This is a genomic window from Rhizobium sp. TH135 (assembly GCF_002855515.1).
Lineage (GTDB): Bacteria > Pseudomonadota > Alphaproteobacteria > Rhizobiales > Rhizobiaceae > Allorhizobium.
This window is the reverse complement of record NZ_PKRP01000004.1, coordinates 237,677-261,653: the sequence shown is the minus strand read 5'-3', so window position 1 is coordinate 261,653 and position 23,977 is coordinate 237,677. Positions and strand designations below refer to the sequence as shown.

25 protein-coding genes are annotated in these 23,977 nt (G+C 60.9%); 10 read left to right on the top strand and 15 right to left on the bottom strand.

The features are described from left to right. The gene (deoA, locus tag C0V73_RS13990; protein WP_102020609.1) at window positions 1–1,317 is read left to right on the top strand and encodes a thymidine phosphorylase; all 1,317 of its coding nucleotides are present in this window, start codon (window positions 1–3) and stop codon (window positions 1,315–1,317) included. A 280-nt stretch (window positions 1,318–1,597) separates the two neighbouring features. On the opposite strand, the gene C0V73_RS13985 is transcribed toward deoA, so the two are convergent. From C0V73_RS13985 to C0V73_RS13955, 7 genes are all read right to left on the bottom strand, one after another. Next, on the bottom strand, window positions 1,598–2,116 hold the full coding sequence (locus C0V73_RS13985; RefSeq protein ID WP_102020608.1) for a TIGR02281 family clan AA aspartic protease: 519 nt from the start codon (window positions 2,114–2,116) through the stop codon (window positions 1,598–1,600). A 123-nt stretch (window positions 2,117–2,239) separates the two neighbouring features. Beyond that, window positions 2,240–2,869: a uracil phosphoribosyltransferase gene (gene upp / locus C0V73_RS13980; protein WP_102020607.1), complete on the bottom strand. Its 630-nt coding sequence runs from the start codon at window positions 2,867–2,869 to the stop codon at window positions 2,240–2,242. A 106-nt stretch (window positions 2,870–2,975) separates the two neighbouring features. Beyond that, entirely contained in the window at window positions 2,976–3,944 is a 969-nt protein-coding gene (locus C0V73_RS13975) for an adenosine deaminase (protein ID WP_102020606.1), read from the bottom strand. After that, on the bottom strand, window positions 3,941–5,161 hold the full coding sequence (locus tag C0V73_RS13970) for a phosphopentomutase (RefSeq protein ID WP_102020605.1): 1,221 nt from the start codon (window positions 5,159–5,161) through the stop codon (window positions 3,941–3,943). Before C0V73_RS13970 ends, C0V73_RS13975 begins: the two co-directional genes overlap by 4 nt. An 86-nt stretch (window positions 5,162–5,247) precedes the next feature. After that, on the bottom strand, window positions 5,248–5,871 hold the full coding sequence (locus C0V73_RS13965; protein WP_245407973.1) for a TadE/TadG family type IV pilus assembly protein: 624 nt from the start codon (window positions 5,869–5,871) through the stop codon (window positions 5,248–5,250). After that, entirely contained in the window at window positions 5,868–6,509 is a 642-nt protein-coding gene (locus C0V73_RS13960; protein ID WP_102020604.1) for a TadE/TadG family type IV pilus assembly protein, read from the bottom strand. Before C0V73_RS13960 ends, C0V73_RS13965 begins: the two co-directional genes overlap by 4 nt. Before the next feature lie 109 nt (window positions 6,510–6,618). After that, window positions 6,619–6,990, bottom strand: coding sequence for a pilus assembly protein N-terminal domain-containing protein (locus C0V73_RS13955; protein WP_102020834.1), 372 nt, complete (start codon window positions 6,988–6,990; stop codon window positions 6,619–6,621). 501 nt (window positions 6,991–7,491) lie between these two features. Here C0V73_RS13955 and C0V73_RS13950 point away from each other — a divergent pair. From C0V73_RS13950 to C0V73_RS13910, 9 genes are all read left to right on the top strand, one after another. Beyond that, complete coding sequence (locus C0V73_RS13950) at window positions 7,492–7,674, top strand: Flp family type IVb pilin (protein ID WP_102020603.1); 183 nt, start codon at window positions 7,492–7,494, stop codon at window positions 7,672–7,674. 132 nt (window positions 7,675–7,806) lie between these two features. Then, the gene (locus tag C0V73_RS13945; RefSeq protein ID WP_102020602.1) at window positions 7,807–8,319 is read left to right on the top strand and encodes a prepilin peptidase; all 513 of its coding nucleotides are present in this window, start codon (window positions 7,807–7,809) and stop codon (window positions 8,317–8,319) included. Window positions 8,320–8,434: 115 nt separating this feature from the next. After that, window positions 8,435–9,247, top strand: coding sequence for a Flp pilus assembly protein CpaB (gene cpaB, locus C0V73_RS13940; RefSeq protein WP_102020601.1), 813 nt, complete (start codon window positions 8,435–8,437; stop codon window positions 9,245–9,247). Between the two features lie 70 nt (window positions 9,248–9,317). Next, window positions 9,318–10,817, top strand: a complete 1,500-nt coding sequence (locus C0V73_RS13935) for a type II and III secretion system protein family protein (RefSeq protein WP_245407986.1) — start codon at window positions 9,318–9,320, stop codon at window positions 10,815–10,817. A 59-nt stretch (window positions 10,818–10,876) separates the two neighbouring features. Continuing rightward, window positions 10,877–11,554: a CpaD family pilus assembly protein gene (locus tag C0V73_RS13930; protein WP_102020599.1), complete on the top strand. Its 678-nt coding sequence runs from the start codon at window positions 10,877–10,879 to the stop codon at window positions 11,552–11,554. A 33-nt stretch (window positions 11,555–11,587) separates the two neighbouring features. Further along, complete coding sequence (locus tag C0V73_RS13925) at window positions 11,588–12,877, top strand: CpaE family protein (RefSeq protein WP_102020598.1); 1,290 nt, start codon at window positions 11,588–11,590, stop codon at window positions 12,875–12,877. A 26-nt stretch (window positions 12,878–12,903) separates the two neighbouring features. After that, window positions 12,904–14,388, top strand: a complete 1,485-nt coding sequence (locus C0V73_RS13920) for a CpaF family protein (protein WP_102020597.1) — start codon at window positions 12,904–12,906, stop codon at window positions 14,386–14,388. A gap of 5 nt (window positions 14,389–14,393) precedes the next feature. Continuing rightward, window positions 14,394–15,410: a type II secretion system F family protein gene (locus C0V73_RS13915; RefSeq protein ID WP_102020596.1), complete on the top strand. Its 1,017-nt coding sequence runs from the start codon at window positions 14,394–14,396 to the stop codon at window positions 15,408–15,410. 12 nt (window positions 15,411–15,422) lie between these two features. After that, window positions 15,423–16,409, top strand: a complete 987-nt coding sequence (locus C0V73_RS13910) for a type II secretion system F family protein (protein WP_102020595.1) — start codon at window positions 15,423–15,425, stop codon at window positions 16,407–16,409. 18 nt (window positions 16,410–16,427) lie between these two features. On the opposite strand, the gene C0V73_RS23090 is transcribed toward C0V73_RS13910, so the two are convergent. From C0V73_RS23090 to C0V73_RS13875, 8 genes are all read right to left on the bottom strand, one after another. Continuing rightward, a complete protein-coding gene (locus C0V73_RS23090) occupies window positions 16,428–16,583 on the bottom strand; it encodes a hypothetical protein (protein WP_167494934.1) in 156 nt (51 codons plus the stop codon). Window positions 16,584–16,675: 92 nt separating this feature from the next. Beyond that, window positions 16,676–17,140 carry a carbon monoxide dehydrogenase subunit G gene (locus C0V73_RS13905; protein ID WP_102020594.1) on the bottom strand — a complete coding sequence of 155 codons (465 nt, stop codon included), beginning with the start codon at window positions 17,138–17,140 and terminating at the stop codon, window positions 16,676–16,678. Between the two features lie 134 nt (window positions 17,141–17,274). Beyond that, on the bottom strand, window positions 17,275–18,579 hold the full coding sequence (pncB, locus tag C0V73_RS13900; protein ID WP_102020593.1) for a nicotinate phosphoribosyltransferase: 1,305 nt from the start codon (window positions 18,577–18,579) through the stop codon (window positions 17,275–17,277). A gap of 132 nt (window positions 18,580–18,711) precedes the next feature. Then, window positions 18,712–19,011 carry a hypothetical protein gene (locus tag C0V73_RS13895; protein WP_102020592.1) on the bottom strand — a complete coding sequence of 100 codons (300 nt, stop codon included), beginning with the start codon at window positions 19,009–19,011 and terminating at the stop codon, window positions 18,712–18,714. A 92-nt stretch (window positions 19,012–19,103) separates the two neighbouring features. After that, entirely contained in the window at window positions 19,104–20,066 is a 963-nt protein-coding gene (locus C0V73_RS13890; RefSeq protein WP_102020591.1) for a glyoxylate/hydroxypyruvate reductase A, read from the bottom strand. A 12-nt stretch (window positions 20,067–20,078) separates the two neighbouring features. After that, entirely contained in the window at window positions 20,079–21,716 is a 1,638-nt protein-coding gene (locus C0V73_RS13885) for an ABC transporter ATP-binding protein (RefSeq protein ID WP_102020590.1), read from the bottom strand. Beyond that, window positions 21,713–22,849 carry an ABC transporter permease gene (locus tag C0V73_RS13880; RefSeq protein WP_102020589.1) on the bottom strand — a complete coding sequence of 379 codons (1,137 nt, stop codon included), beginning with the start codon at window positions 22,847–22,849 and terminating at the stop codon, window positions 21,713–21,715. The genes C0V73_RS13885 and C0V73_RS13880 overlap by 4 nt, the downstream gene beginning before the upstream one ends. After that, complete coding sequence (locus C0V73_RS13875; protein ID WP_102020588.1) at window positions 22,849–23,943, bottom strand: microcin C ABC transporter permease YejB; 1,095 nt, start codon at window positions 23,941–23,943, stop codon at window positions 22,849–22,851. Before C0V73_RS13875 ends, C0V73_RS13880 begins: the two co-directional genes overlap by 1 nt. Between the last annotated feature and the right edge of the window lie 34 nt (window positions 23,944–23,977).

Here is a 23,977-nt window from a genome sequence, read left to right as displayed (position 1 = left end):
ATGCTTCCCCAGGAGATCATCCGGCGCAAGCGTGATGGCGGGACCCTCAGCGGGCAAGAGATTGCCGGCTTCATCGAGGGACTTTCCAAGGAAACGATTTCCGAGGGGCAGGTTGCGGCCTTCGCCATGGCCGTGTTCTTCAAGGGCATGACGCCAGATGAAATCGTGGCTCTGACCCTTGCCATGCGCGATTCCGGCGACGTGCTCTCCTGGGCCGGCGTCGGCAAGCCGGTCGCGGACAAGCATTCGACCGGCGGCGTGGGCGACAATGTTTCGCTGATGCTGGCGCCGATCGTGGCGGCCTGCGGGCTCGCTGTCCCGATGATTTCAGGGCGCGGACTGGGCCACACCGGCGGCACGCTCGACAAGCTGCAGGCGATCCCCGGTTACGACGTGATGCCTGACAATGTCACCTTCCGCCGGACGGTTGACCGCGCCGGCTGCGCGATCATCGGACAGACGGGCGATCTGGCACCGGCCGACAAGCGGCTCTATGCGATCCGCGACGTGACGGCGACGGTCGAGTCCATTCCGCTGATCACCGCCTCGATCCTCTCCAAGAAGCTGGCGGCTGGGCTTGAGAGCCTGGTGCTCGACGTGAAGGTCGGCAACGGCGCCTTCATGGCCAAAGCTGAGGATGCAGAGGCCTTGGCGCGTTCGCTTGTCAGGGTCGCCAATGGGGCCGGTGTGAAGACCACGGCGCTTTTGACCGACATGAACGAGCCGCTTGCAGATTGCGCTGGAAACGCGATCGAGGTGCAGAACGCCGTCGACTTTCTGAAGTGCCAGAAGAGCGGTACGCGGCTCGAAGAGGTGACGCTGGCGCTCGGTGCCGAGATGCTGGTGAATGCTGGTGTGGAGACTGACCAGGCGGCGGCACTTGCCCGCTGCGCAAAGGTGCTCGCCTCCGGCCAGGCGGCAGAGATCTTCGGGAAGATGGTCAGCGAACTTGGCGGGCCTGTCGATTTCATGGAGAAGGCGGAAGGCTATCTGCCGCGCGCCAAGGTCGAAGTGGCCGTTCTTGCCGAGCAGGACGGTTATCTGAGCGCATGTGACACACGCGGGCTTGGGCTTGCCGTTGTCGCGCTCGGTGGTGGCCGCCAGCGTCCGAGCGACACGATCGATCACGGCGTAGGTCTCTCCGGCTTCAAGCCGCTGGGAACGAGGGTCGCGAAGGGTGAGCCGATCGCCTTCGTGCAGGCCAATGACGAGGCTGCCGCGGCTGCAGCGGCGAAGACAGTGGCGGAGTGCTGCCGGATCTCGGAAACGAAGCCGGCTGCCACGCCGGTCATCGGGCTGCGCATCGGCGCAGAGTGAGGGCCAGAGGCCTTATACCAAGTCTCGATGATAGGAACCTATAGGATCGGCTCGATCGCCCCTGCTGGCTAGGAGAGGTTCGAAGAGCGATGCTTGCGCATCGGTCGAGGAACTACTCGACGACGCCAGAAGGGACGAGAAGCCGACCGAAGGTGGCTTATGGCGGGCCTCTGGCGTTGTTGCGCCGCTTGGTCGATGCGACAGCATCGCCCGGCGCGTCGCGCCTAGCCAGCGACCCGCCATAAGCCATCCGATAGGTTCCTATCACCGAGATTTGGTATTACTGGATCATCCGCAGGACGCGCTTCTCGGCGGTATAGGACTTGAGCTTGCTCATGAAGCTCATGCCAACGAGTGTCGACGTCAGCGCGTCGTCGCTCAGGACGAAGGCATCGACTTCTTTCACCCGGATGCTGCCGATCTCGACACGGTCGAGCACGACATGGGCGGCCTTGATCGAGCCATTGGCCGTACTGACGTTATGACGGAAATCAAGCGCTGCGGGGCTGAAGCCAAGACGACGGGCGGTGGAAACATTGATCGCCACCGTCGAGGCACCCGTATCGACCATGGCATCAACGGGCTTGCCATTCATCTTGAACGTGCCCGTGTAGTGGCCGCCCGGCCCCATAGGGAGAACCATCTGACCGGCATGGGAGGCGGAAGGTTTGGCGGCGACCTCTTCGGGAGCGTTCGCTTCGCGTTCATCCAGCATGGCCTGAACCTTCTCCACGATCGTCGGCCACTGGCTGGCGGACAAAGCGAGCATCAGGACTGTGAACAGCGTGCGAGCGAACATCTGAAATCCCCGTGGATCGATGCCGGATGGTAGCAGTCGCTGTTCAGAAATTGGATAAGGCACCACGCAAAACGGCCCGAAACCGGGTTTCGGGCCGTCAAACCTTGCGATCTGGTTAAGAAATCACTTCGTTCCGTACATACGGTCGCCGGCATCGCCGAGGCCGGGCATGATATAGCCCTTCTCGTTCAAGTGGCTGTCGATCGATGCGGTGAAGATCGGCACGTCCGGATGGGCGGCGTGGAAGTTCTTGATGCCTTCGGGTGCGGCCAGCAGGCAGAGGAAGCGAATGTTCTTCGCGCCGCGCTCTTTCAGCTTTTCGATGGCGGCGATCGAGGAGTTGCCGGTGGCGAGCATGGGATCTACAACGATGATCAGGCGTTCCGACAGGGCTTCCGGCGCCTTGAAGTAGTATTCGACGGCCTGCAGCGTCTCGTGATCGCGGTAGACGCCAACATGGGCGACGCGGGCAGCGGGAACCAGTTCCAGCATGCCTTCGAGGAGCCCATTGCCGGCGCGCAGGATCGAGGCGAAGACGAGCTTCTTGCCTTCGAGGATCGGCGACTGCATCTCGGTCAGCGGCGTTTCGATCGTTTCCATGGTGAGTTCGAGATCGCGGGTCACCTCGTAGCAGAGGAGCGTCGAGATTTCGCGCAGGAGGCGACGGAAGCTTGAGGTCGACGTTTCCTTGCGGCGCATAATCGTCAGCTTGTGCTGCACGAGGGGGTGATTGATGACTGTTACGCCGTCCATGGTCGAGCCTTCTTTTCTTGTTTTCTGAGGTGCTTCTATTTTCACGTTCTCTGAAGAGGCCGCAAGAGCGATGCCGCTTTTTGGCCGGTCTTCAACAGTTGCGGTGTCACAACCGGGCGAGAAGCCGCGCGCGCGTCTCCTCGTCGACGAAGGCGGCCTCAATGGCCGTGCGCGTCATGCCGTTGATCTCAGCATCCGTGAAGCCGAATTCGCTCGACGCCCAGTCATATTCCTGGGCGAGTGACGTGCCGAAGAAGGGTGGATCGTCGGAATTGATGCAGACCCTGACGCCGGCCTCGTGGAATTTCCTCAGCGGATGGCTGGCGAAGTCGGGGAAAACCTTGAGTGCGATGTTGGAGCCCGGGCAGACTTCCAGCACGGTTCCGAGATCGACGAGGCGGCGGACGAGCTCGGGATCCTCGATGGCGCGGACGCCATGGCCGATGCGGGCGGGTTTGACGAGGTCGAGGGCATCCGTGACGCTGAAAGCGCCACAGACTTCACCAGCATGGATGGTGAGGCCGAGGCCGGCCTCGCGGGCGATGTCGAAGGCGCGGGCGTAATCCGCCACGCGGCCCATGCGCTCTTCGCCGGCCATGTTGAAGCCGGTGATGAGCGGGTTGTTGCTGCGGGCTGCATATTCGGCGGCGGCAATCACGCTTTCCGGGCCGAAATGGCGCTCGCCCGTGACGATGATGCGGGCTTCGATGCCAGTCGCAGCTTTCGCTGCCTTGATGCCGGCGGTGATGCCGGCGAGGTAGGTATCGGCGCCGAGACCAATCCGGTCGCCGTGATCGGGCGAGACGATGATCTCGCTATAAATCGTGTCAACGTCGGCGAGTTCGCGCAGATAGGTCTCGGTCAGGAGTGCGTAGTCCTCTTCCGTGCGGAAGAGAGCGGCGACCCGGTCGTAAGCCTTGATGAATTCGGCGAAATCGGTCCAGGCATAGGTTCCGTCGCGCATGAAGGTCTCAGGGTCCACGCCGTATTTATGCGCCTGGGACAGCGAAAGCGCCGGCGGGGCCGCCCCCTCGATGTGGCAGTGCAGTTCGGCCTTCTTCAGTCGGTTCGTCACAGAAAACTCCGTCCATAGCGACCGGGGGCGATCCCCAGATGCGCCGCGATCGTTTCGCCGATATCGGCATAGGTGTTGCGGACACCGATGTTGCGCGAGCGCACACCGGGACCAAAGCACATGATCGGTACACGCTCGCGGGTGTGGTCGGTGCCGCGCCAGGTCGGGTCACAGCCGTGATCCGCGGTCATGAGAACCATGTCCCCGGGCTTCAGCTTGCGATGGACTTCCGGCAGCCGGCGATCGAAGGCTTCGAGCGCTGCGGCATAACCCGGCACATCCCGGCGGTGGCCAAAGAGCATGTCGAAATCGACAAAATTGGTGAAGACAAGATCGCCGTCTTCCGCCTCATCCATGACCTTCAAGGTCGCGTCCATGAGCGCCATATTGCCATTGGCCTTGATGACACGGGAGACGCCCTGGTGGGCGAAGATATCGCCGATCTTGCCGACGGCATGCACCTTGCGGCCGGCCTCCACCAGCCGGTCGAGCAGCGTCGGTTCAGGTGGCAGGACGGAATAGTCGCGGCGATTGCCGGTGCGCTCGAAGGTCTGGACGGTTTCGCCGATGAAAGGACGGGCGATGACGCGGCCGATGTTCAAGGGATCGAGCAGTTTGCGAACGATCTGGCAGAGCTCAAGCAGGCGTTCGAGACCGAAATGGGTTTCGTGGGCTGCGATCTGGAAGACGGAATCGCTCGAGGTGTAGCAGATCGGTTTGCCGGTGCGGATATGCTCTTCGCCGAAACGATCAATGACCTCAGTGCCCGAGGCGTGGCAATTGCCGAGGATGCCGGGGAGGTTTGCCTCACGACAGATCGCTTCGACGAGATCCGCCGGAAAGGCTTCCTCGCCTTCGGGGAAATAGCCCCAATCGAACATGACGGGGGTTCCAGCGATTTCCCAGTGGCCAGAGGGGGTATCCTTGCCTTTCGACACTTCGCTGGCCGCGCCATGCAACCCGAAGACCCGTTCCGGGATCGCCATGCCATGCGGCGTGCGGCCCGTAGAGAGCCTGGCTGCGGCAAGCAGGCCAAGTGCCGACATATTGGGCAGCACCAGTGGGCCCTGGCGTAGGCCTTTCCGGTCACCGGCGCCAGCCGCGCAGAATTCGGCGATATGGCCGAGCGTATCGGAGCCGTCGTCACCATAAGCGGGTGCATCGAGTGCACCACCGATACCGAAGGAATCGAGAACGAAGAGGAAAGCGCGTGCCATGTGCAACTCACGGCCGGGTCTGGTTGCTGTGTGTGCCGGCCTTTGCCAGCATCCTTAGCGCCTGTCCAAGGCCTTGGCAAACCTGCTCAGCAGTCGCTGCAGGTGACTTCCGTGCCGAGGCGCTGGCGGAAATAGAACTCTCGGCCGATCGTCAGGCTCTTGGCCTGCGTACCGGACAGGCCGGGCAGGTACATCATCAATTCGTGCGTGACGCTGAGTTCGCTACGGATGAGAAAGGTATCGGCCACCAGCATATCGGCGGGCACGGGAGCCGTTGTTCCGACGGCATAGGGCGCCACTCCGGTTGTCGACCAGGACCAGGCCACCTTGGGGGCCTTGGCGGAGTCGATCTTGATCGCGCTCACTTTGATGACGAGATTGTTGGAGGGATAGGGAACGAAGACGGCTCCGGAGACATCCGCCATGGTGGCGAGGAAGGTCTTGTTGACCTTTTCCTGGCGGGCGACGAGATCGGCCACGGTGCTGCTCGCCATCGACGTCTTTTTGGCGACGCTAAGACCCATGGTGAGTTCAAAAGCCATGAGATAGAGGACGATGAGCATGGGAGCGACGATGGCGAATTCCACGCCTCCGACGCCCTGCCGGTCATGCAGGAAGCGCCTGAACGTGCTTCGAGCACCCGCCACGCCGCGCTGCAGAGAGGTCGCGCTTCGTATCAGCAAGGACATATCTCGGCCGCTGGTGCTCATGGATAGTTCTCGTTTTGGAAGGCGGTGGTGGCGACGATCAGGAAGTCTGACGGCATGGAGCCATCGGCGGGGCGAATGGTCGTGATGTAGGGGCGGACGAGGTCCGTGATCACCTGCCAGCGGTAGTAGGCGCGCAGCATGTTGATCGTGGAGGGGCCGCCGGGCGTGAACTTGAAGCTGGTCGGATCGATATCGGCGTAGCTGGCCGTCGAGACACGCGGGATGGTTTTCGGAATGGCAGCGAAACTCGCAAAGGTCCGGGCATCGATATAGAGCTTGCTCGGCGTGGTGATTTCACTCTCCGAGCACTGGATCATGATGTTAACCTCGTTGCAGAAGGCTCTGCGGAACTTCGTCACATCCATGTCCGTGTCGACACGGTTTAGCTGGTAGGTAATCTGTCCGGTGCGCAGCTGCCGGCCGAGCGTATTGACCGCGTTGGTCACAAGCTGCTCGGCGGCAAAGGCAACAAAGGTCTCGATGATCGCGAAGACGATCAGGAAATAGGGGATCGCCAAGATCGCGAATTCAATGGCAGCCGCGCCATCTCTCGACCGCGCAAGTTTCCGCCAGAGACGGAAGCGTGGTCTGCGGATGCGCTCAATCCTTTGATGTCGATCGATATGCTGGCTCGTCATAGCCTTGTTCACCCTCAAAGATGAGGAGAAGCTACGGGCCAAATGTTGATTTTCCGTTTCCCGAATATTTACACTTTGCAGAGCCGGCAGAACCGAAAACTCGCAAACGTTACGGAGTGGCGCCGGTCTGGGCGTGTTCCTCACAGTTCGGCGTGCAGGAAAGGACGGTGCGTGCCGTCGACTTGAACACGCGGACGGTGCTCGCTTCGTCGATGGACACGAGGATCCGCTCGTCGACAATCGCATTGCCATCGGCATCGAGCAGGACGAGGTTGGTGGTTCCGTAAGAGCGGCCGGTCAAGACGATCGTCTTTGAATCGGCGACCGTGGCATCCGCCACCTCCGCATTCCCGACGATAACCTTGCTCACGGGGCGATCCAGCTTCAGGACCCGCGCGCTATTCATATAGACACGCAGGATGCCTTCATCCTCCGCATACGCTGTGGGCGCGGGCGCGACCATGGCAATGGCCAGGATCATGGCTGCGGCAGCGGCGAAACGACGATCGGACATGGACGTGCCTTTGGAATACGCGCGTGAAGAAGTGCCGTGAGGATGCCGGCTTTAGGTGAATGAAGCGTTAAACCGGTGAGAAGGCCGACTTCGGGGCCCGTCCCGTCGCCCGCGCGCCCCTTTTTCATCGCCAGCACATGCCTGGAACCCTCAATCCGTGCCATCTCGGTACGATAAAGCGGCAGGACTTGTTAACTCGGCTCTTGCCCCCGTCTGCCAAGCGGGCACGTGCTGCGGCGGATACGCCGTCATGGAAGGCAAAAAGCCGGAAACCCGGGGCATTTCGCGGCATCTTAACAGTCGTCTCCAGCATTCGTTTACCACGGCGAATGCTAGCGGCGTTTCACGATCTGCTAACCGTTTTTCTTAAGTCGATGGCAACACGGCGGCGTTTAGGTTGGCGACATCCGAGCAACGGCAAACAGTTGCCGGCAGTGCTGATCAACCTCGCGGAGTAGGAGAAATAACATGACCAAGCTTTTCGCACGTTTCGTCAAGGACGAGTCCGGCGCAACCGCCATCGAATACGGCCTGATCGCCGCCCTGATTTCCGTAGCGCTCATCACCGGCGCGACGACCCTGGGTACGGCTCTGAACAACACGTTCGCTGGGGTCTCGACCAAGATGACCAACGCGGCTGCCAAGTACTAAGCGGTCCTCATCGACTGTCTGTTAAAGCCGCCTCAGGGCGGCTTTTTCAGTTTCTGACCATTCAATGGACCTCGCCGTTTGCCATTTGCAAACAGATTTCAGCCAGAATGGCGATCTGACTGGGAGCTTCACATGTATAATGCGGCCGTCTTTCTCATTCCTCCGCTCTGTCTCGTCTTGGCGTCGTTGACCGACTTCCTGGAGATGAAGATCCCCAACCGGATCCCTGCTATCCTTGCTGCGTCCTTTTTCCTGATCATGCCATTCAGTGGTCTCGGCCTTGTCGAGATTGGCTGGCATCTGGCCGCAGCCCTGATGGTCTTCGCCGTCTGCTTCACGCTTTTCGCTTTGAATGTCATGGGAGGCGGCGACGCCAAGATCCTGACCGCGGCGGCACTGTGGTTCGGTTTCAACACGTCCCTCTTCGAGTTTCTGGCGTTCACGGGATATATCGGTGGCCTGTTGACCGTTGCCGTGATTCTGCTGCGCGCAAACTGGGACAAGCTGGCGACGGTCGGGATGAAGCTTCCCCAAACCCTGATGGTCGCGAACAAAATTCCCTATGCAATCGCCATCGGCGCTGCCGGATTGATTGCCTATCCCAGCTCCCCGCTCGTCGTGGCCGCGATACAAAACCTCCACTGAGGGCGCGCGAGAAACCTTCTATTAACTACGATTGTAAGCGGCTTATTAACTATAAGTACACCAATTCCTGATCAATCTTGCCGGCAGAACCTATTGCGTCGCCCGAGGATCGATCATGAAACCCGCCCGCCTCATCATACTCGCTGTCGCCGTCGTGGCCGCCGGTATGGCCGGTCTCCTCGCCATGCGGCTGAGCGGCAACCAGACCGTTATCGTTCAAGACTCTGTCGTCGAAAAGGAACCGACGATCGACGTTTTGGTCTCGGCCAAGAACTTGCCCGTCGGTGCCCGGCTCGATGAAACGTCCATGCGCTGGATGCCCTGGCCGGAGGGAAGCCTCGTCGACGGCTTCATCACGTCTTCCACACGGCCTGACGCGCTGACGGAGTTAACGGGCGTCGTCGTCCGCCTGCCGGTCTTCGAGGGCGAACCCTTGCGCCGGGAAAAGATCGCCGATTCCTCGTCCCGCATCCTTTCTGCGCTGCTGCCTTCCGGCAAGCGCGCCGTCTCCACCGAAATCTCGGTTGCGACCGGCGCCGGCGGCTTCATCCTGCCGAACGACCGGGTCGACGTGATCATGGTGCGCAAGGGCGACGAGGACAACTTCCTGACGGAAACCGTTCTGTCCAACGTGCGGGTTCTCGCAATCGACCAGCAAATCGAGGAAGCGCCCGATGGATCCAAATCCGTTATCGGCACGACCGCGACGCTGGAGCTGACACCGGACCAGACCAAAGTGATTACCGTTGCCCAGCAGATGGCCGACCGCCTGTCGCTGGCACTTCGTTCCGTTGCAGATGCCCAGGAGGAAGACACCTCCGCCGCCGAGCATCTGTTAAGCGGCGGAGACGGCCAGCCGACCATCCAGGTCATCAAGTCCGGCGAGGTCGTCAAATCGACCGCCTCGCCAGCCAATTCCATGCAGTGAGTGGGGACGCATCGTGGCCAGCCTGACGCACCAACTTCGAGTTTCCTTGACCGCCAGCATTGCCTTTGCCATGGCGATCAGCGGCGTACCGACCTCGTTTTCCAAGCACGGATCGCCCTTCCCCGCGGCTGAAGCAGCACAGGAATCGGTGCTCCGGATCACCAATTCAGGCCCTGGCGCACGCAGGGCCATCAAGCTCGGGCTGAACAAGGCGCTGGTCGTCGATTTGCCGGCGGACGCACACGATATCCTCGTAGCCGACCCTGTGATGGCCGACGCCGTGACGCGCTCGTCTCGCCGGATCTATCTGTTCGGCAAGATGGTCGGCCAGACGAATATCTTCATCTTCGGTGCCGACGGCAACGAGATCGTCAGCCTCGATATCCAGATCGAGCGCGATATCTCGGGCCTTGAAACCAATTTGCGGCGCTTCATTCCAGAATCCGACATTAAGGTCGAGATTGTCTCTGACAACATCGTGCTGACAGGCACAGTGCGCACGCCGCAGGATGCATCTCGTGCAGCCAGCCTCGCCGAAGCCTTCCTCAAGGGCGGTGAAGCGACCACCCGCAACACGACCGCAACAAGCGAGAGCAGCGGCGACGGCGCCGTCGCGATCTATGCCGAACAGAGACAGACATCACAGATCGTCAACCTCCTGACAATCGAGGGTGAGGATCAGGTGACGCTCAAGGTCACCGTGGCGGAAGTGAGCCGCCAGGTGCTGAAGCAGCTCGGCTTCTCGGGTAGCATTTCCGACGGCTCGACGGGCATCAGCTACGCCAACCCTTCGAACCTCGGCAATGCGATCGATCCGACCGGTACTGCCACGATTTCCGCAGGCATCGGCAGCCTCGGGATCAATACCTACATCAATGCCATGGAACAGGCCGGCGTCATGCGGACGCTCGCAGAGCCGAGCCTCACAGCGATTTCGGGTGAGCCGGCAAAGTTCTATGTCGGCGGTGAGTTCCGACTCGCCGGTCAGCAAGAAGTAACCAGCGACGAAGAGGGCATATCCATCGACCGCACGACACAGTCGGTCGACTACGGGATCGAGCTGAACTTCCGCCCTGTGGTGCTCGCCCCCGGCCGCATCAGCCTGCAGATCGAGACCAATGTCTCGGAACCCACCTGGGAAGCATCCCAGGTGACGGGCAACATCCTGAACCAGATTCCTGGTTCGACCTATCTCTCGATCCGCAAGCGCGAAGCGTCGACAACAGTGGAACTGCCGTCCGGTGGTTCGATCGTGATTGCCGGTCTCGTGCAGGACAATATCCGCCAGGCAATGTCGGGCCTGCCGGGCCTTTCCAAGGTTCCGGTGCTGGGCACGCTTTTCCGAAGCAAGGACTTCCAGCGCAACGAGACCGAACTCGTCATCATTGCGACGCCCTATCTGGTGCGGCCTGTGGCGCGCGGCGCGCTGTCGCGCCCGGATGACAATTTCAACCCCGAGAACGACGGTGCGACCTTCTTCCTGAACAAGGTGAACAAGGTCTATGGCCGCCGCGAGAACAGCGAACCGACCGGCCAATACCATGGCGCGGTAGGCTTCATCTACAAGTGAACGGCGCGAGGATCGTGATGAAACACTCGGCACGTCAAGTCAGGGAAAGTCGGCCAGCCATGGCATCCGCACGTCAGTCATTCCAGCGTCTCGTTCTTTCCAGCCTGATCATCGGCTCGGCCGCCGTGCTTTCCGGCTGCGGCAGCATGAAGGATCAGATGTCGACATCGGCCGTTCCGGACGACTACCGCACGCGCCATCCGATCATGCTGAGCGAGGTCGAGCACACGCTCGACGTTCCGATCGCTTCCGGCGACCACAGGCTGACAGTGAGCGTGCAGGATTCGATTGCAGGCTTTGCCGCAGACTACCTCTCGGCCTCTACGGGTACGATCCAGGTCATGATTCCGCACGGTTCGCCGAATTCCGGTGCGGCCTCTGCCATGCGCAAGCAGATCCGTCAGGTTCTGACCACCCGCGGCGTGCCTTCGAACCGGATCATCGAGACCTCGTATCAGGCTGAGGCGAACAGCAATGCCGCACCGGTGCGGATCAGCTATGTGGCGATCACGGCGATGACCAACCCTTGCGGCGAGTGGCCCGAGGATCTGCAGAACAACACCTTCAGCAACAAGAACTACCACAATTTCGGCTGCGCGACGCAGAGCAACCTCGCCGCTCAGATTGCCAATCCGATGGATCTCGTTACCCCCCGCGATATGGCACCGATCGACGCGACCCGGCGGTCGACCGTCATCGGTCTCTATCGCGACGGAAGTGACACCTCCACCAACTGATGCGGCAGCGGTCCAAGAGGACGGGATGAGAGCATGAACGCGATCGATTATGACATCGGCGATACCAATGACGGATATCACGGGGCTTCCGCGACCGTTACGGCTGGAGACGTCGAGAACCTGCGGCCACTGCCACGCATTTCCATCCATGCCTTCTGCATCAGCGAGACGGTGCATCGGACGATGGAGCAATGCGCAGGCGATCGGCGCATGGCGCGCGTCAGCATGCGCGTTACGCATGGCAATATCTCTGCTGCGGCGAACATGTTCTCGTCGACGCCGACGCCGAACCTGATCATTTTGGAGACGGATGCGGCGCCACGTGATCTCTTGAGCGAACTCGCACCTCTGGCCGAGGTCTGCGACCCGAGTTCTCGCGTCATCGTGGTCGGTCGCCACAACGATATCGCGCTCTATCGCGAACTCATCCGCAGCGGCATTTCGGAATACATCGTAGCACCCTTCAGCATGGCCGACATGATGGGCGCGATTGCCTCGATCTTCGTTGATCCCGAGGCTGAGCCGCTCGGTCGCAGCATTGCCTTCATCGGCGCCAAGGGCGGCGTGGGTTCCTCGACTATCGCGCATAACTGTGCCTTCGGCATCTCCTCGCTGTTTTCGACCGAAACTGTTCTCGCCGACCTCGATCTTCCCTTCGGCACCGCGAATATCGACTTCGACCAGGATCCAGCCCAGGGCATGGCGGAAGCCGTGTTTTCGCCGGAGCGATTGGACGAGGTGTTCCTCGACCGCCTGCTGACGAAATGCGGTCAGAACCTTTCGCTGCTCGCGGCACCTTCGATGCTCGACCGCGGCTATGACTACGAGCGTGGGGCCTTCCAACCGATCCTCGATGTTCTCCAGCGCAGCGCGCCGGTGACCGTGCTCGACCTGCCGCACACCTGGGCGGACTGGACGCGGGCGGTGCTGGCCGATGTCGACGAGATCGTCATTACCTGTGCGCCCGACCTCGCCAACCTGCGCAACATGAAGAACATGATCGACGCGCTGAAGAAGCTGAGGCCGCAGGACAAGCCGCCGCATCTGATCCTCAATCAGGTGGGGATGCCGAAGCGGCCGGAGATCGCGCCGTCTGATTTCTTCGAACCGCTCGAGCTTGAGCCGGTCGCGATCATTCCCTTTGACGCGCAGCTTTTCGGCACGGCAGCCAATAGTGGTCGGATGATCAGCGAAATGGATGCGAAGTCGCCGACGGCGGAGACCTTCTCGCAGCTTGCCCATCTCGTGACGGGCCGCGCGACGATCAAGAAGCCCAAGAAGGCGGGACTCGGCTCGTTCATCGAGAAACTGCGCAAGAAGTAGACCCGTAACAGGAACAGGTAGAGCTCATGTTTGGCAAACGCGGAAACGACGGTTTCGGCAAAGGTGGGGCGGGTATCGGCACGATCCCCGCACAGCCGGCTGCTGCCGCGCCTGCGGCACGCTCCAGCACGCTGATCGAGCCTGGCAGCCCTGAGGTCAGCAACCGGCAGCAGGTGACACCGCCTTCGATGCAGACCCCGAGCCGCAAGAAGCCACCGCGGACGGAAGATTATTACGACACCAAGAGCCAGGTGTTTTCGGCGCTGATCGACACGATCGACCTGTCGCAGTTGGCCAAGCTCGATGGCGAAAGCGCGCGCGAAGAAATCCGCGATATCGTCAACGACATCATCACGATCAAAAATTTCGCGATGTCGATCTCCGAGCAGGAAGAGCTGCTCGAGGACATCTGTAACGACGTTCTGGGCTATGGTCCGCTCGAGCCACTGCTGGCACGCGACGATATCGCCGATATCATGGTCAACGGGGCTGGCCAGACCTTCATCGAAGTCGGTGGAAAGACGATCGAGTCGGAGATCCGCTTCCGCGACAATTCGCAGCTTCTGTCGATCTGCCAGCGTATCGTCAGCCAGGTCGGCCGCCGCGTCGATGAATCCAGCCCGATCTGCGACGCGCGTCTTCCCGACGGTTCGCGTGTGAACGTCATCGCTCCGCCGCTTGCGATCGACGGGCCAGCACTCACCATTCGTAAGTTCAAGAAGGACAAGCTGAACCTCGCTCAGCTCGTCAAGTTCGGGGCGATCACCCCGGAAGGTGCCGAGGTCCTGCAGATCATCGGCCGCGTACGCTGCAATGTCGTCATCTCTGGCGGTACCGGCTCGGGTAAGACAACGCTTCTCAACTGCCTTACCGGTTTCATCGATTCGGACGAGCGCATCATCACCTGCGAAGATACGGCTGAACTTCAGCTGCAGCAGCCGCATGTCGTGCGTCTTGAAACGCGTCCGCCTAATATCGAAGGCGAAGGCGAGATCACCATGCGTGACCTCGTGAAGAACTGCCTGCGTATGCGTCCGGAACGCATCATCGTCGGTGAAGTGCGCGGACCTGAAGTTTTCGACCTTCTTCAGGCGATGAACACCGGCCACGACGGCTCGATGGGTACGATCCACGCCAACACGCCGCGCGAATGCCTGAGCCGTATGGAATCGATGATCGCCATGGGCGGCTTCTCGCTGCCGGCCAAGACCGTCCGCGAAATCATCTCCGGCTCGATCGACGTCATCATCCAGGCGGCACGCCTGCGCGACGGTTCGCGCCGCATCACCCACATCACCGAGGTGATCGGGATGGAAGGCGATGTGATCATCACTCAGGACCTGATGCGCTACGAGATCGACGGCGAAGACGCCGGCGGCAAGATCATCGGCCGGCACATGTCGACCGGCATCGGCAAGCCGCATTTCTGGGATCGCGCCCGTTACTACAACGAGGATCGGCGTCTGGCGGCCGCTCTGGATACGATGGAACAGAAGTCGAAGGGGATCTAACCAATATGTTCGGCATCGATCCCACCATTATCGCCATTGTGCTCCTGGTCGCCGTCTCGACCGGTGCAGTGGCTTATGGTGTGCTCTTTTCGCGGATCGAAACCGACAAGAAGACGTCAAGCCGCATCAACCGCGTCAGGTCCGCCGAGACGGACACCAATCAGATGAAGGCCGCACGCGACCGCGTGCAGGAAGTCTCCAAACGCCGTAAGTCGGTCCAGGATTCTCTGAAAGAGCTGGAAAAGAAGCAGCAGCAGGAGAAAACTAAGAAGGCCAATGCCACGAGCCTGAAAGCCAAGCTGGCGCAGTCCGGCCTGTCGGTGACGTTGACACAGTTCTATCTGATGAGCGCGGTTCTCGGTCTTGTCGTGCTCGCAATGACCTTCCTTTCCGGCATGCCGCCGCTCGTGATGGCCGGCGCCTCCTTCGTTGCGGGCCTCGGTTTGCCGCGCTGGATCGTCGGATTTCTCGTCAGCCGACGGCAGAAGAAGTTTCTTGAGGAATTTCCGAACTCGCTCGACGTCATGGTGCGTTCGATCCGGTCCGGCCTCCCGTTGAATGATGCGATCCGGATGATCGCCTCGGATGGTCAGGAGCCGGTCAAGGCCGAATTTCGTCGCATGGTCGAGTCGCAACAGCTTGGTCTCAGCGTGCCCGATTCAGTCGCCCGCATGCACCAGACCATGCCGCTCAACGAAGTGAGCTTCTTTTCCATCGTCATCGCCATCCAGGGGCAGGCGGGCGGCAACCTTTCGGAAGCCCTGTCGAACCTTTCCCGCGTGCTGCGCGATCGCAAGAAGATGAAGGCCAAGGTCAATGCGCTTTCGATGGAAGCGAAGGCTTCGGCTGCAATCATCGGCGCCCTGCCCTTTATCGTGGCGCTTCTCGTCTACCTGACGTCGCCAGCCTACATCATGATCCTCTTCACCGATTCCCGCGGACATCTGATCCTCGGCTTCTCGGCGGTCTGGATGAGCATCGGGCTACTTGTGATGCGCAACATGATCAACTTCGAGATCTGAGGAACGGACGCGATGACGGAAGACTGGGCCGCACAAGTCACCGATCCCGCCCTGCTGATCGCCGTGCTCGTGGCGCTCGCGGTTTTCGGGACGTTTTACACTATCGCGATGCCCTATCTGGAGCGCGGCGACCTGAACAAGCGGATGCGCGCCGTCTCGACCGAGCGCGACCTGATCCGGGCCCGGGAGCGGGCGAAGCTGAATGCGGAAACCGCACAGAGCCGCGCTTCGCTCAGAACGACAAACAACAAGTCGGCTCTCAAGCTCGTGGAGCGCTTCAACCTGCGCAAAGCGCTTGTAGACGACACAACGGTCGACAAGTTGAAGGCAGCCGGCCTCAGATCACAGAACGCGCTGAACGTGTTTCTGGTCGCGCGCTTCCTATTGCCCTTCGCGACGCTGGCGCTCACGGCGTTCTGGATCTTCGTGATGGGAAATCTGGCGGAAAAGCCTCTGCCGATCCGGCTTTTTGCCACCATCGTCGGCGGCTATATCGGTTTCTATCTGCCGAACATCTATATTTCGAACCGCATCAGCAAGCGGCAACAGTCGATCAAGCGGGCCTGGCCAGATGCGCTTGACCTGATGCTGATTTGCGTCGAATCGGGCATTTCGCTCGAAGCCTCCATGCGACGCGTGTCGGAGGAGATCGGCGAGCAGTCGCCGGAGCTGGCAGAAGAAATGGTGCTGACGACGGCCGAACTGTCGTTCTTGCCCGATCGGCGGCAGGCTCTCGAAAATCTCGGGACACGCACGCAGCTCGACGGCGTCCGGAACGTGGTTCAGGCCCTCATCCAGGCCGATCGATACGGTACCCCGGTGGCGCAGGCCTTGCGCGTTCTGGCTCAGGAAGGTCGCGACGAGCGCATGAACGAGGCGGAGAAGAAGGCCGCAGCCCTGCCTCCGAAGCTCACCGTTCCAATGATCCTGTTCTTCCTGCCCGTACTGATCGCCGTCATTCTGGGCCCCGCTGGCATCCAGGTGTCCGACCGGTTCTGAGCCACCGGTCGCGCAAGGTCAGTGAACGGTCGCGAGTTCCTCTTCGAGGAGCTTCAGCGCATCCTGCAGCGCTTCCACCAGGATATCCGTCAGTTCGTCGGATTTGTTCTCGAGAAGCATCAGCTTGACTGCCATGTCCTGCTGCTCGAAATACTGATCAGGTCCTTCGTTCATCGTCATGTCCCCTTAAGGCCGAATCATCTCGGCTGGTTCCACGATGATGATCTTTCCTTGCGCAGGGCTTTCACCGTATTGCCGACGTGCGGTCAAGCCTCGGCCTTTACGTCACCGGCCGTGACGGCGGCGCTGAAGTTCGAGAAGAATTCGCCGGCCAGTTTTTTCGACGTCGATTCGATCAGGCGGCTTCCGAGCTGAGCGATCTTGCCCCCTACCTCTGCTCTCACCGTATAGGTCAGTAGAGTGGCACCGTCCTCTTCGGACGCCAGCGTGACGTCGGCACCGCCCTTGGCAAAGCCCGCAAGGCCACCCTTACCTTCACCGGCGATGGTGTATGAATGCGGCGGGTTGAGGTTCTGCAGTTCGACAGCACCTTCGAACTTTGCCTTGATCGGCCCGATCTTCAGGACGACTTTGGCGGTCATGTGGGTGTCGGAGGTTTTTTCCAGGCTTTCGCAGCCGGGGATCGATTGGCGGAGTATCTCGGGGTCGTTCAGGGCCTGCCATACGGTCTCAACCGGCGCCTCTATGCGCTCGCTGCCTTGCATGTCCATGCAGCATTCCTCCCTTGCAGATCGCGGGCTCCCTCCCGCAGCGATCAGACTGCATCGCGAAAGGGGCGGATGCAAGACTGCTAATACCAAGTCTCTATCATCGAGACTCGGTATCAAGCATCAAAGGGAAATGGTCAGACGAGCACGGCCTGCTCGACGCGGTCCTTCGACCCGAAGAAGCGCAGGTAACGATCGACTTCCGCCGGATCTCCGGTCGCCTTGCGCGGATTGTCCGAGAGCTTCACGGCCGGACGGCCGTTGGCTTCCGACACCTTGCAGACGATCGAGATCGGCTTCAGGCCGGCGATTTCCACGGGCGCGCAGCCTGCGAAATCATTGGTGAGATTGGTGCCCCAGCCAAAGGACATGCGCACGCGACCGGCGAAATGTCGGTAAGTGTCGATGATCGCATCGACATCGAGGCCGTCGGAGAAGATCAGCAGCTTCTTGCGCGGATCGCGGCCCATCTTTTTCCACCAGTCGATGATCTTCTCACCACCCTCGATCGGCGGCGCGCTGTCTGGGCGGAAGCCCGTCCAGTCTGCCACCCATTCCGGCGCGTGCTCCAGGAAGGATGTGGTGCCATAAGCATCGGGAAGAACGATCAAAAGGTTGCCGCCGTAGAGACGATTCCAGTCTTTCAGGACCTGATAGGGTGCTGCTGCCAACTGTTCGTCAGTCTTGGCAAGTGCCGCGACGACCATTGGCAGTTCGTGAGCGTTGGTACCGACCGCTTCGAGATCAGAATCCATGGCCAGCAGGACATTGCTGGTGCCGGTAAAAGCTGGACCGATGCCTTCCTTCAGGGCATCGACGCACCAGCGCTGCCAGAGGAAGCTGTGGCGGCGGCGGGTGCCGAAATCGGAAATGCGCAGGCCAGGAAGCTCACGCAGGCGCTCGACCTTGGACCACATCTTGGCCTTGGCGCGTGCATAGAGCACGTCGAGTGTGAAATAGCCGAGGCTGCGCATGGCAGCGCGCGAGCGCAACTCGTTGATGATGGCAAGTGCCGGGATTTCCCAGAGCGTCGTCTCCATCCAGCTGCCATGGAAGGTCAGCTCATATTGGCCGTCGCGCTTGGCGAGCTCATATTCTGGGAGCTGGAGATTGCCGAGCCAGGCGAGGAATTCCGGTTCAAAGATCTGGGCCCGGCCATAAAAGGTGTTACCCGCAAGCCAGATCATTTCCTTCTTGGTCAAACGCAGCGATCGAACGTGATCCAGCTGATCGCGCAACTCCTGCTCGTCGATCTCATCGGCGAGACGGACCGAGGTGGTGCGGTTGATCAGCGTGAAGGTTGCGTTGACTTCCGGATAGAGCTTCCAGATCATCTGAAGCATCAAGAGCTTGTAGAAGTCGGTGTCTATGAGGCTGCGGATGATGGGATCAAGCTTCCAGGTGTGATTGTAGACCCTGGTCGCGATATCTGTCTTGGTCATAATCCACTGCCTTCCCACCCGCAGCAGTCGCTGCGGCGAGCGACCGGAATCTTCGGTCGCTTCCGCAGCAGTTATCGGCAATCGATTTCAGATTGTCCAGTGAGCGAGGTGCACTCATCGGACAGGTTGCAATTACTGGCCCGGGGTGGGGTTAGACTGCGGCATGTTTTGGCCTTCGCTGGCCGTGCCGCCCGGAGATGGAGCCGGAGCCGTCTGCTGCGACTCATTGGCCGGGTTATCAGGGGCAATCGAATTGCCCCACCATTCCGCCGGGATCCAGACCAGCATGGCGAGGATTAGTCCGCCGAGAAGGACGATCAGGACGGGTTTGCCGCGAAAGCCCTGGCGGGCCTCGACCGGGGTCATGGGCTCGGGCTTCAGGCCACGGGTCCGACGGTCGGTCGTGTCGGGCATATCGGTTCTGTTGCTCATGGTGATGCTCCCATTGTTCCGAGGCGCTCAAGGCGCTTTTCATCAGGACAAACGGGGGCTATCGCGGTTTGTTCCGCGAATTCAGCCGTTGCTCAGTATCCGGACGTGCGGTCGACGACGAATTCCAGAGGATTGCCGGCCTCCAGGCGAACGATCTGCGCTTCCACATGGCGGCAAAGGGCGCGGACATCGGACGCCGCTGCCGCGTGAGGCGTGACGATCACATTGGGCATGGACCAGAGTGGGCTATCAGCGGCAAGCGGCTCTTTTTCGAACACGTCCAGGGATGCTGCCTTCAGCGTTCCGTCGGTCAGGCACTCGATCAGTTCGGCTTCCTTCTGGCTGCCGCCACGGCCGGCATTGAGGAAAACCGGGCCGCCTAAGGCGCCGGTACGGCGAAGCTTGGAGAAGAGAGCGCGATCATAGATGCCGCGGGTATCGTCCGTCAGGGGTAGAAGACCGACGAGGATGTCGGCTCGACCGAGGAAGGCGTCGAGCTTCGAGGCATCGAAGGTTTCGACACCGTCGATTGCCTTCGGTCGACGCGACCAGCCAATGACATCGAAGCCCATGACCTTGAGCTTGCGGACGGCGTCCGCCCCGAGGACGCCAAGGCCCATGACGCCGACGGTGACGTCTCGGGCCTCGGGCTGATCGGCGATCTCGTGCCAAATGCGATCTCGCTGCTGGCCGGCATAGGCGATGCCGTCGCGCAGGTGGTGAAGGCATTGCCAGACGACCCATTCGCTCATGCGGTCCGTCAGGCTGCGATCGACGAATCGGATGATGGGGAGGTCCGGCAGTTCATAGGCCGAGAGGATGTGATCGACGCCCGCGCCACCGGAGAAGATGGCCTTCAAGCCAGACGCCCGCTGGAACAATGCCGGGTCCGGCTTCCAGACGACGGCGAATTCGGCATCGGTGAGGTCCCGATCTGCATTTGCCGGGTCGCCCATGTCGATGACAGGTCGATCCTTGAAGGCGGACCGGAGGGCGGACACCACGCTTTCGCGCGCGAAGCGGAGGTCGATGACAACAGGGCGTTTGTCGGACATGGGGAACTCACATTATTGGCGGATGCCGCCGGCCTCGACGGCTTCAAGATTGAACGCGGCGGCCATCAGGGCGCGGGTGTAATCGGCCTTCGGGGCGGCAAAGACTTCTGCTGCGGGCCCCTTTTCGACTACCTTGCCGCCGCGCATGACGATCAGCTCGTTGGCGAGAGCCTTCACCACCTTCAGGTCATGGCTGATGAAGAGATAGGCGAGGTCGTGCTTAGCTTGCAGGTCGCGCAGGAGATCGACGACCTGAGCCTGCACCGTCATGTCGAGGGCGGACGTCGGTTCGTCGAGCATGACGAAACGGGGTTTCAGAACCATGGCTCGGGCAATTGCGATGCGCTGGCGCTGGCCGCCGGAGAATTCATGCGGGTAGCGCCAGCGAGTTGCGGGATCGAGGCCGACTTCTTCGAGTGCCCAGGCAACGCGGCTGTCGCGCTCCTCCGCCGTGAGCTGCTTTTCGTGGACCTTCAGTCCTTCGGCGATGATCTCGCCCACCGACATGCGGGGACTGAGCGAGCCGAAGGGATCCTGGAAGACGATCTGAAGGCGATCTCGCAAGGGGCGCATTTCGCTGTAGGAGAAGGCGTGGATGTCCTTGCCGATGAAACTGATGCGGCCCTTTGACGAGATGAGGCGCGAAAGTGCAAGGCCAAGTGTGGTCTTGCCCGAGCCGGATTCGCCGACGACGCCGAGTGTCTGGCCGGCTCTGAGCGTGAGGTCAACGCCGTCAACCGCCTTCACGTGGTCGACGGTGCGGCGCAGGAACCCGGCCTTGATCGGGAACCAGACACGGATGTCTTCGCCCTGCATGACAATGGGCTTTGTCTCGTCCAGCAACGGCGGTTCGCCGCGTGGCTCGGAGGCGAGCAGCTTCTTCGTATAGGGATGCTGCGGACGCTCGAAAATCTCTTCGACCGCGCCCGCCTCGACGATCTCACCCTTGGTCATGACGCAGACGCGATCGGCAAACTTGCGGACAATGCCGAGATCGTGGGTGATGAAAAGCATCGACATGCCATGCTCGGACTTCAGACGGCCCAGGAGTTCGAGGATCTGGGCCTGGACCGTGACGTCGAGTGCGGTGGTCGGCTCGTCGGCGATCAGGAGCTTGGGGCGGTTGGCAAGCGCCATGGCGATCATCACGCGCTGGCGCTGGCCGCCGGAGAGCTCATGCGGAAAAGCTGACAGCCGCTTCTCCGGTTCGCGGATGCCGACTTGATGTAGGAGTTCAAGCACCCGGGCACGCGCGCCATCACCTTCCAGACCCTGATGCAGGGCCAGGATCTCGCCGATCTGCCGCTCGATCGTGTGTAGCGGATTGAGCGACGTCATCGGCTCCTGGAAGATCATGGTGATGTCGTTGCCGCGCACCGAGCGGAGCTCCGGCTCGCTGGCTGTCATCAAGTCACGACCGTCGAAAAGGATCTGGCCGGAGGGGTGGCTGGCGGCGGGATAAGGCAGGAGCTTCAGGATCGACGCGGCGGAGACGGACTTGCCGGAGCCGGATTCGCCGACCAAAGCGACGATCTCGCCACGTCCGATGTCGAAGGAGACGCGATCAACCGCCAGGCTTTCGCGACCGCCCTGGTGGAAGGCGACGGAGAGATCGCGCACGGAGAGCAGAGGCTTCATGTGTTCGCTCATCGGAAGGTCTTCCTCGGATCAAACGCATCGCGGACGGCTTCGCCGACGAAGATCAGCAGCGACAGCATGATCGACATTGTGAAGAAGGCGGTGAGGCCGAGCCAGGGGGCCTGGAGGTTGCGTTTGCCCTGGGCAATCAGTTCGCCGAGCGAGGGCGAGCCGGGGGGCATGCCGAAGCCGAGGAAGTCGAGCGAGGTGAGCGTTGTGATCGAGCCGGAGAGGATGAAGGGCAGGAAGGTTAGGGTCGCGACCATGGCGTTCGGCAGCAGGTGGCGGAACATGATGGTCCAGTTGCCGACACCAAGGGCGCGGGCCGCATTCACATATTCGAAGTTTCGCGCGCGCAGGAACTCGGCGCGAACGATGCCGACGAAACCGACCCAGGAGAAGAGCAGCATGATGCCGAGCAGGACGAAGAAGCCGGGCGGCAGGATGGCTGCGATGATCAAGAGAATGTAGAGGACCGGCATGGACGACCAGATCTCGATGAAGCGCTGCATCAGGAGATCGGTCCAGCCGCCAAAATAACCCTGCACGGCACCGGCCGTCACCCCGATCGCAGCGGAGGCGAGCGTGAGTGCGAGCCCGAAGAGGATCGAGATGCGGAAGCCATAGATCATGCGCGCCATGACGTCGCGCGCCTGGTCGTCTGTGCCGAGCCAGTTCATGTTGCCGAGCACGCAGTTGGGGTCTTCTGCCTTCAGCGGATAGGCGGCGCAGCGGGTCTCCTTGTCCATCAGCCAGAAGGGCGCCGTTGGTGCCGAATGCGGGACCTCGGAATTGACCGTGCGGTAGGAGTAGCGGATCGGCGGCCAGATCATCCAGCCGTTGGCGTTGATCTCGTCTGAGATGAAGGGCGAGCGATAATCGGTGACGGCAAGGAAGCCGCCGAATTTTTCTTCCGGATAATCGACGACGACGGGGAAGAGGATCTCGCCCTTGTAGGATGCGATGATTGGCCGGTCATTGGCAATGAACTCGGCAAACATGCTGAGCACGAACAGGACCATGAAGATCCAGAAGGACCAGAAGCCGCGCCGGTTCGCCTTGAAGTTTTCAAGGCGGCGAGCGTTGGTGGGCTTGAGCCAGGTCTTTTTCGGCGGGGTGATGGCGGTGGTATCGACGGCGGACATCAGACATCCCTCCGGTCGAAATCGATGCGCGGATCGATCCAAGTGTAGATCAGGTCGGAGATCAGACCGACAACGAGGCCCATCAGCGAGAAAATGTAGAGGGTGGCGAAGACGATCGGGTAATCGCGGTTGACGACAGCGAGATAGCCAAGGCGGCCAAGGCCATCGAGCGAGAAAATGTTCTCGATCAGCAGCGAACCGGTGAAGAAGGCGGAGATGAAGGCCGCAGGGATCCCGGCAATCACGATCAGCATGGCGTTGCGGAAGACATGGCCATAGAGCACCTGGCGTTCGCCGAGACCCTTGGCGCGCGCAGTCACCACATACTGTTTCTTGATCTCGTCGATGAAAGAATTCTTGGTGAGCAGCGTCGTTGTTGCAAAGGCCGAGAGCAGGAGTGCGGTCAGCGGCAAAGCGAGATGCCAGAAGTAGTCGATGACCTTCTCCCACCAGGAGAGTTCGGCGAAATTGTCGGAGGTGAGACCCCGAAGCGGGAACCAGTCGAAGAAAGAGCCGCCGGCAAAAAGGACGATCAGAAGGATGCCGAAGAGGAAGCCCGGGACGGCATAACCGATAACGATGACGCCTGAAGTCCAGACATCAAAACGGGAGCCGTCAGAGACGGCCTTCCGGATCCCAAGCGGGATGGAGATCGCATAAGAGATCAGCAGCACCCAGAGGCCGAGCGAGATCGACACCGGCATCTTTTCGATGATCAGGTCGATGACGGACGTGTTGCGGAAGAAACTTTCGCCGAAATCGAAGCGAATGTAATTCCACATCATTTCGAGGAAGCGCTCGAGCGGCGGCTTGTCGAAGCCGAACTGCTTTTCGAGTTTGGCGATCAGTTCCGGATCGAGGCCCTGGGCGCCGCGATAACGGGACCCGCCCTCCTCCGTTCCGACCGACTGGTTCAGCATATCGCCGCCGCCAGACAGACGAGCGTCAGCGCTGTCGCCCTGACCGCTCAGCTGCGCGATGACCTGTTCGACCGGGCCGCCGGGGGCGAACTGGATGACGATGAAGGAGATGCCCATGATGCCGATCATAGTCGGGATCATCAGCAGCAGACGCCGAAGAATATAGGCGGTCATGCGCGACGTCCCGCTTCAGGGTCGGGTCTCACCA

Coding starts and splice junctions, on each gene's coding strand:
- deoA (WP_102020609.1), top strand. CDS start 1: ATGCTTCCCCAGGAGATCATCCGGCGCAAGCGTGATGGCGGGACCCTC.
- C0V73_RS13985 (WP_102020608.1), bottom strand. CDS start 2,116: ATGTTCGCTCGCACGCTGTTCACAGTCCTGATGCTCGCTTTGTCCGCC.
- upp (WP_102020607.1), bottom strand. CDS start 2,869: ATGGACGGCGTAACAGTCATCAATCACCCCCTCGTGCAGCACAAGCTG.
- C0V73_RS13970 (WP_102020605.1), bottom strand. CDS start 5,161: ATGGCACGCGCTTTCCTCTTCGTTCTCGATTCCTTCGGTATCGGTGGT.
- C0V73_RS13965 (WP_245407973.1), bottom strand. CDS start 5,871: ATGAGCACCAGCGGCCGAGATATGTCCTTGCTGATACGAAGCGCGACC.
- C0V73_RS13960 (WP_102020604.1), bottom strand. CDS start 6,509: ATGACGAGCCAGCATATCGATCGACATCAAAGGATTGAGCGCATCCGC.
- C0V73_RS13955 (WP_102020834.1), bottom strand. CDS start 6,990: ATGATCCTGGCCATTGCCATGGTCGCGCCCGCGCCCACAGCGTATGCG.
- C0V73_RS13950 (WP_102020603.1), top strand. CDS start 7,492: ATGACCAAGCTTTTCGCACGTTTCGTCAAGGACGAGTCCGGCGCAACC.
- C0V73_RS13945 (WP_102020602.1), top strand. CDS start 7,807: ATGTATAATGCGGCCGTCTTTCTCATTCCTCCGCTCTGTCTCGTCTTG.
- cpaB (WP_102020601.1), top strand. CDS start 8,435: ATGAAACCCGCCCGCCTCATCATACTCGCTGTCGCCGTCGTGGCCGCC.
- C0V73_RS13935 (WP_245407986.1), top strand. CDS start 9,318: ATGGCGATCAGCGGCGTACCGACCTCGTTTTCCAAGCACGGATCGCCC.
- C0V73_RS13930 (WP_102020599.1), top strand. CDS start 10,877: ATGGCATCCGCACGTCAGTCATTCCAGCGTCTCGTTCTTTCCAGCCTG.
- C0V73_RS13925 (WP_102020598.1), top strand. CDS start 11,588: ATGAACGCGATCGATTATGACATCGGCGATACCAATGACGGATATCAC.
- C0V73_RS13920 (WP_102020597.1), top strand. CDS start 12,904: ATGTTTGGCAAACGCGGAAACGACGGTTTCGGCAAAGGTGGGGCGGGT.
- C0V73_RS13915 (WP_102020596.1), top strand. CDS start 14,394: ATGTTCGGCATCGATCCCACCATTATCGCCATTGTGCTCCTGGTCGCC.
- C0V73_RS13910 (WP_102020595.1), top strand. CDS start 15,423: ATGACGGAAGACTGGGCCGCACAAGTCACCGATCCCGCCCTGCTGATC.
- C0V73_RS23090 (WP_167494934.1), bottom strand. CDS start 16,583: ATGAACGAAGGACCTGATCAGTATTTCGAGCAGCAGGACATGGCAGTC.
- C0V73_RS13905 (WP_102020594.1), bottom strand. CDS start 17,140: ATGGACATGCAAGGCAGCGAGCGCATAGAGGCGCCGGTTGAGACCGTA.
- pncB (WP_102020593.1), bottom strand. CDS start 18,579: ATGACCAAGACAGATATCGCGACCAGGGTCTACAATCACACCTGGAAG.
- C0V73_RS13895 (WP_102020592.1), bottom strand. CDS start 19,011: ATGAGCAACAGAACCGATATGCCCGACACGACCGACCGTCGGACCCGT.
- C0V73_RS13890 (WP_102020591.1), bottom strand. CDS start 20,066: ATGTCCGACAAACGCCCTGTTGTCATCGACCTCCGCTTCGCGCGCGAA.
- C0V73_RS13885 (WP_102020590.1), bottom strand. CDS start 21,716: ATGAGCGAACACATGAAGCCTCTGCTCTCCGTGCGCGATCTCTCCGTC.
- C0V73_RS13880 (WP_102020589.1), bottom strand. CDS start 22,849: ATGTCCGCCGTCGATACCACCGCCATCACCCCGCCGAAAAAGACCTGG.
- C0V73_RS13875 (WP_102020588.1), bottom strand. CDS start 23,943: ATGACCGCCTATATTCTTCGGCGTCTGCTGCTGATGATCCCGACTATG.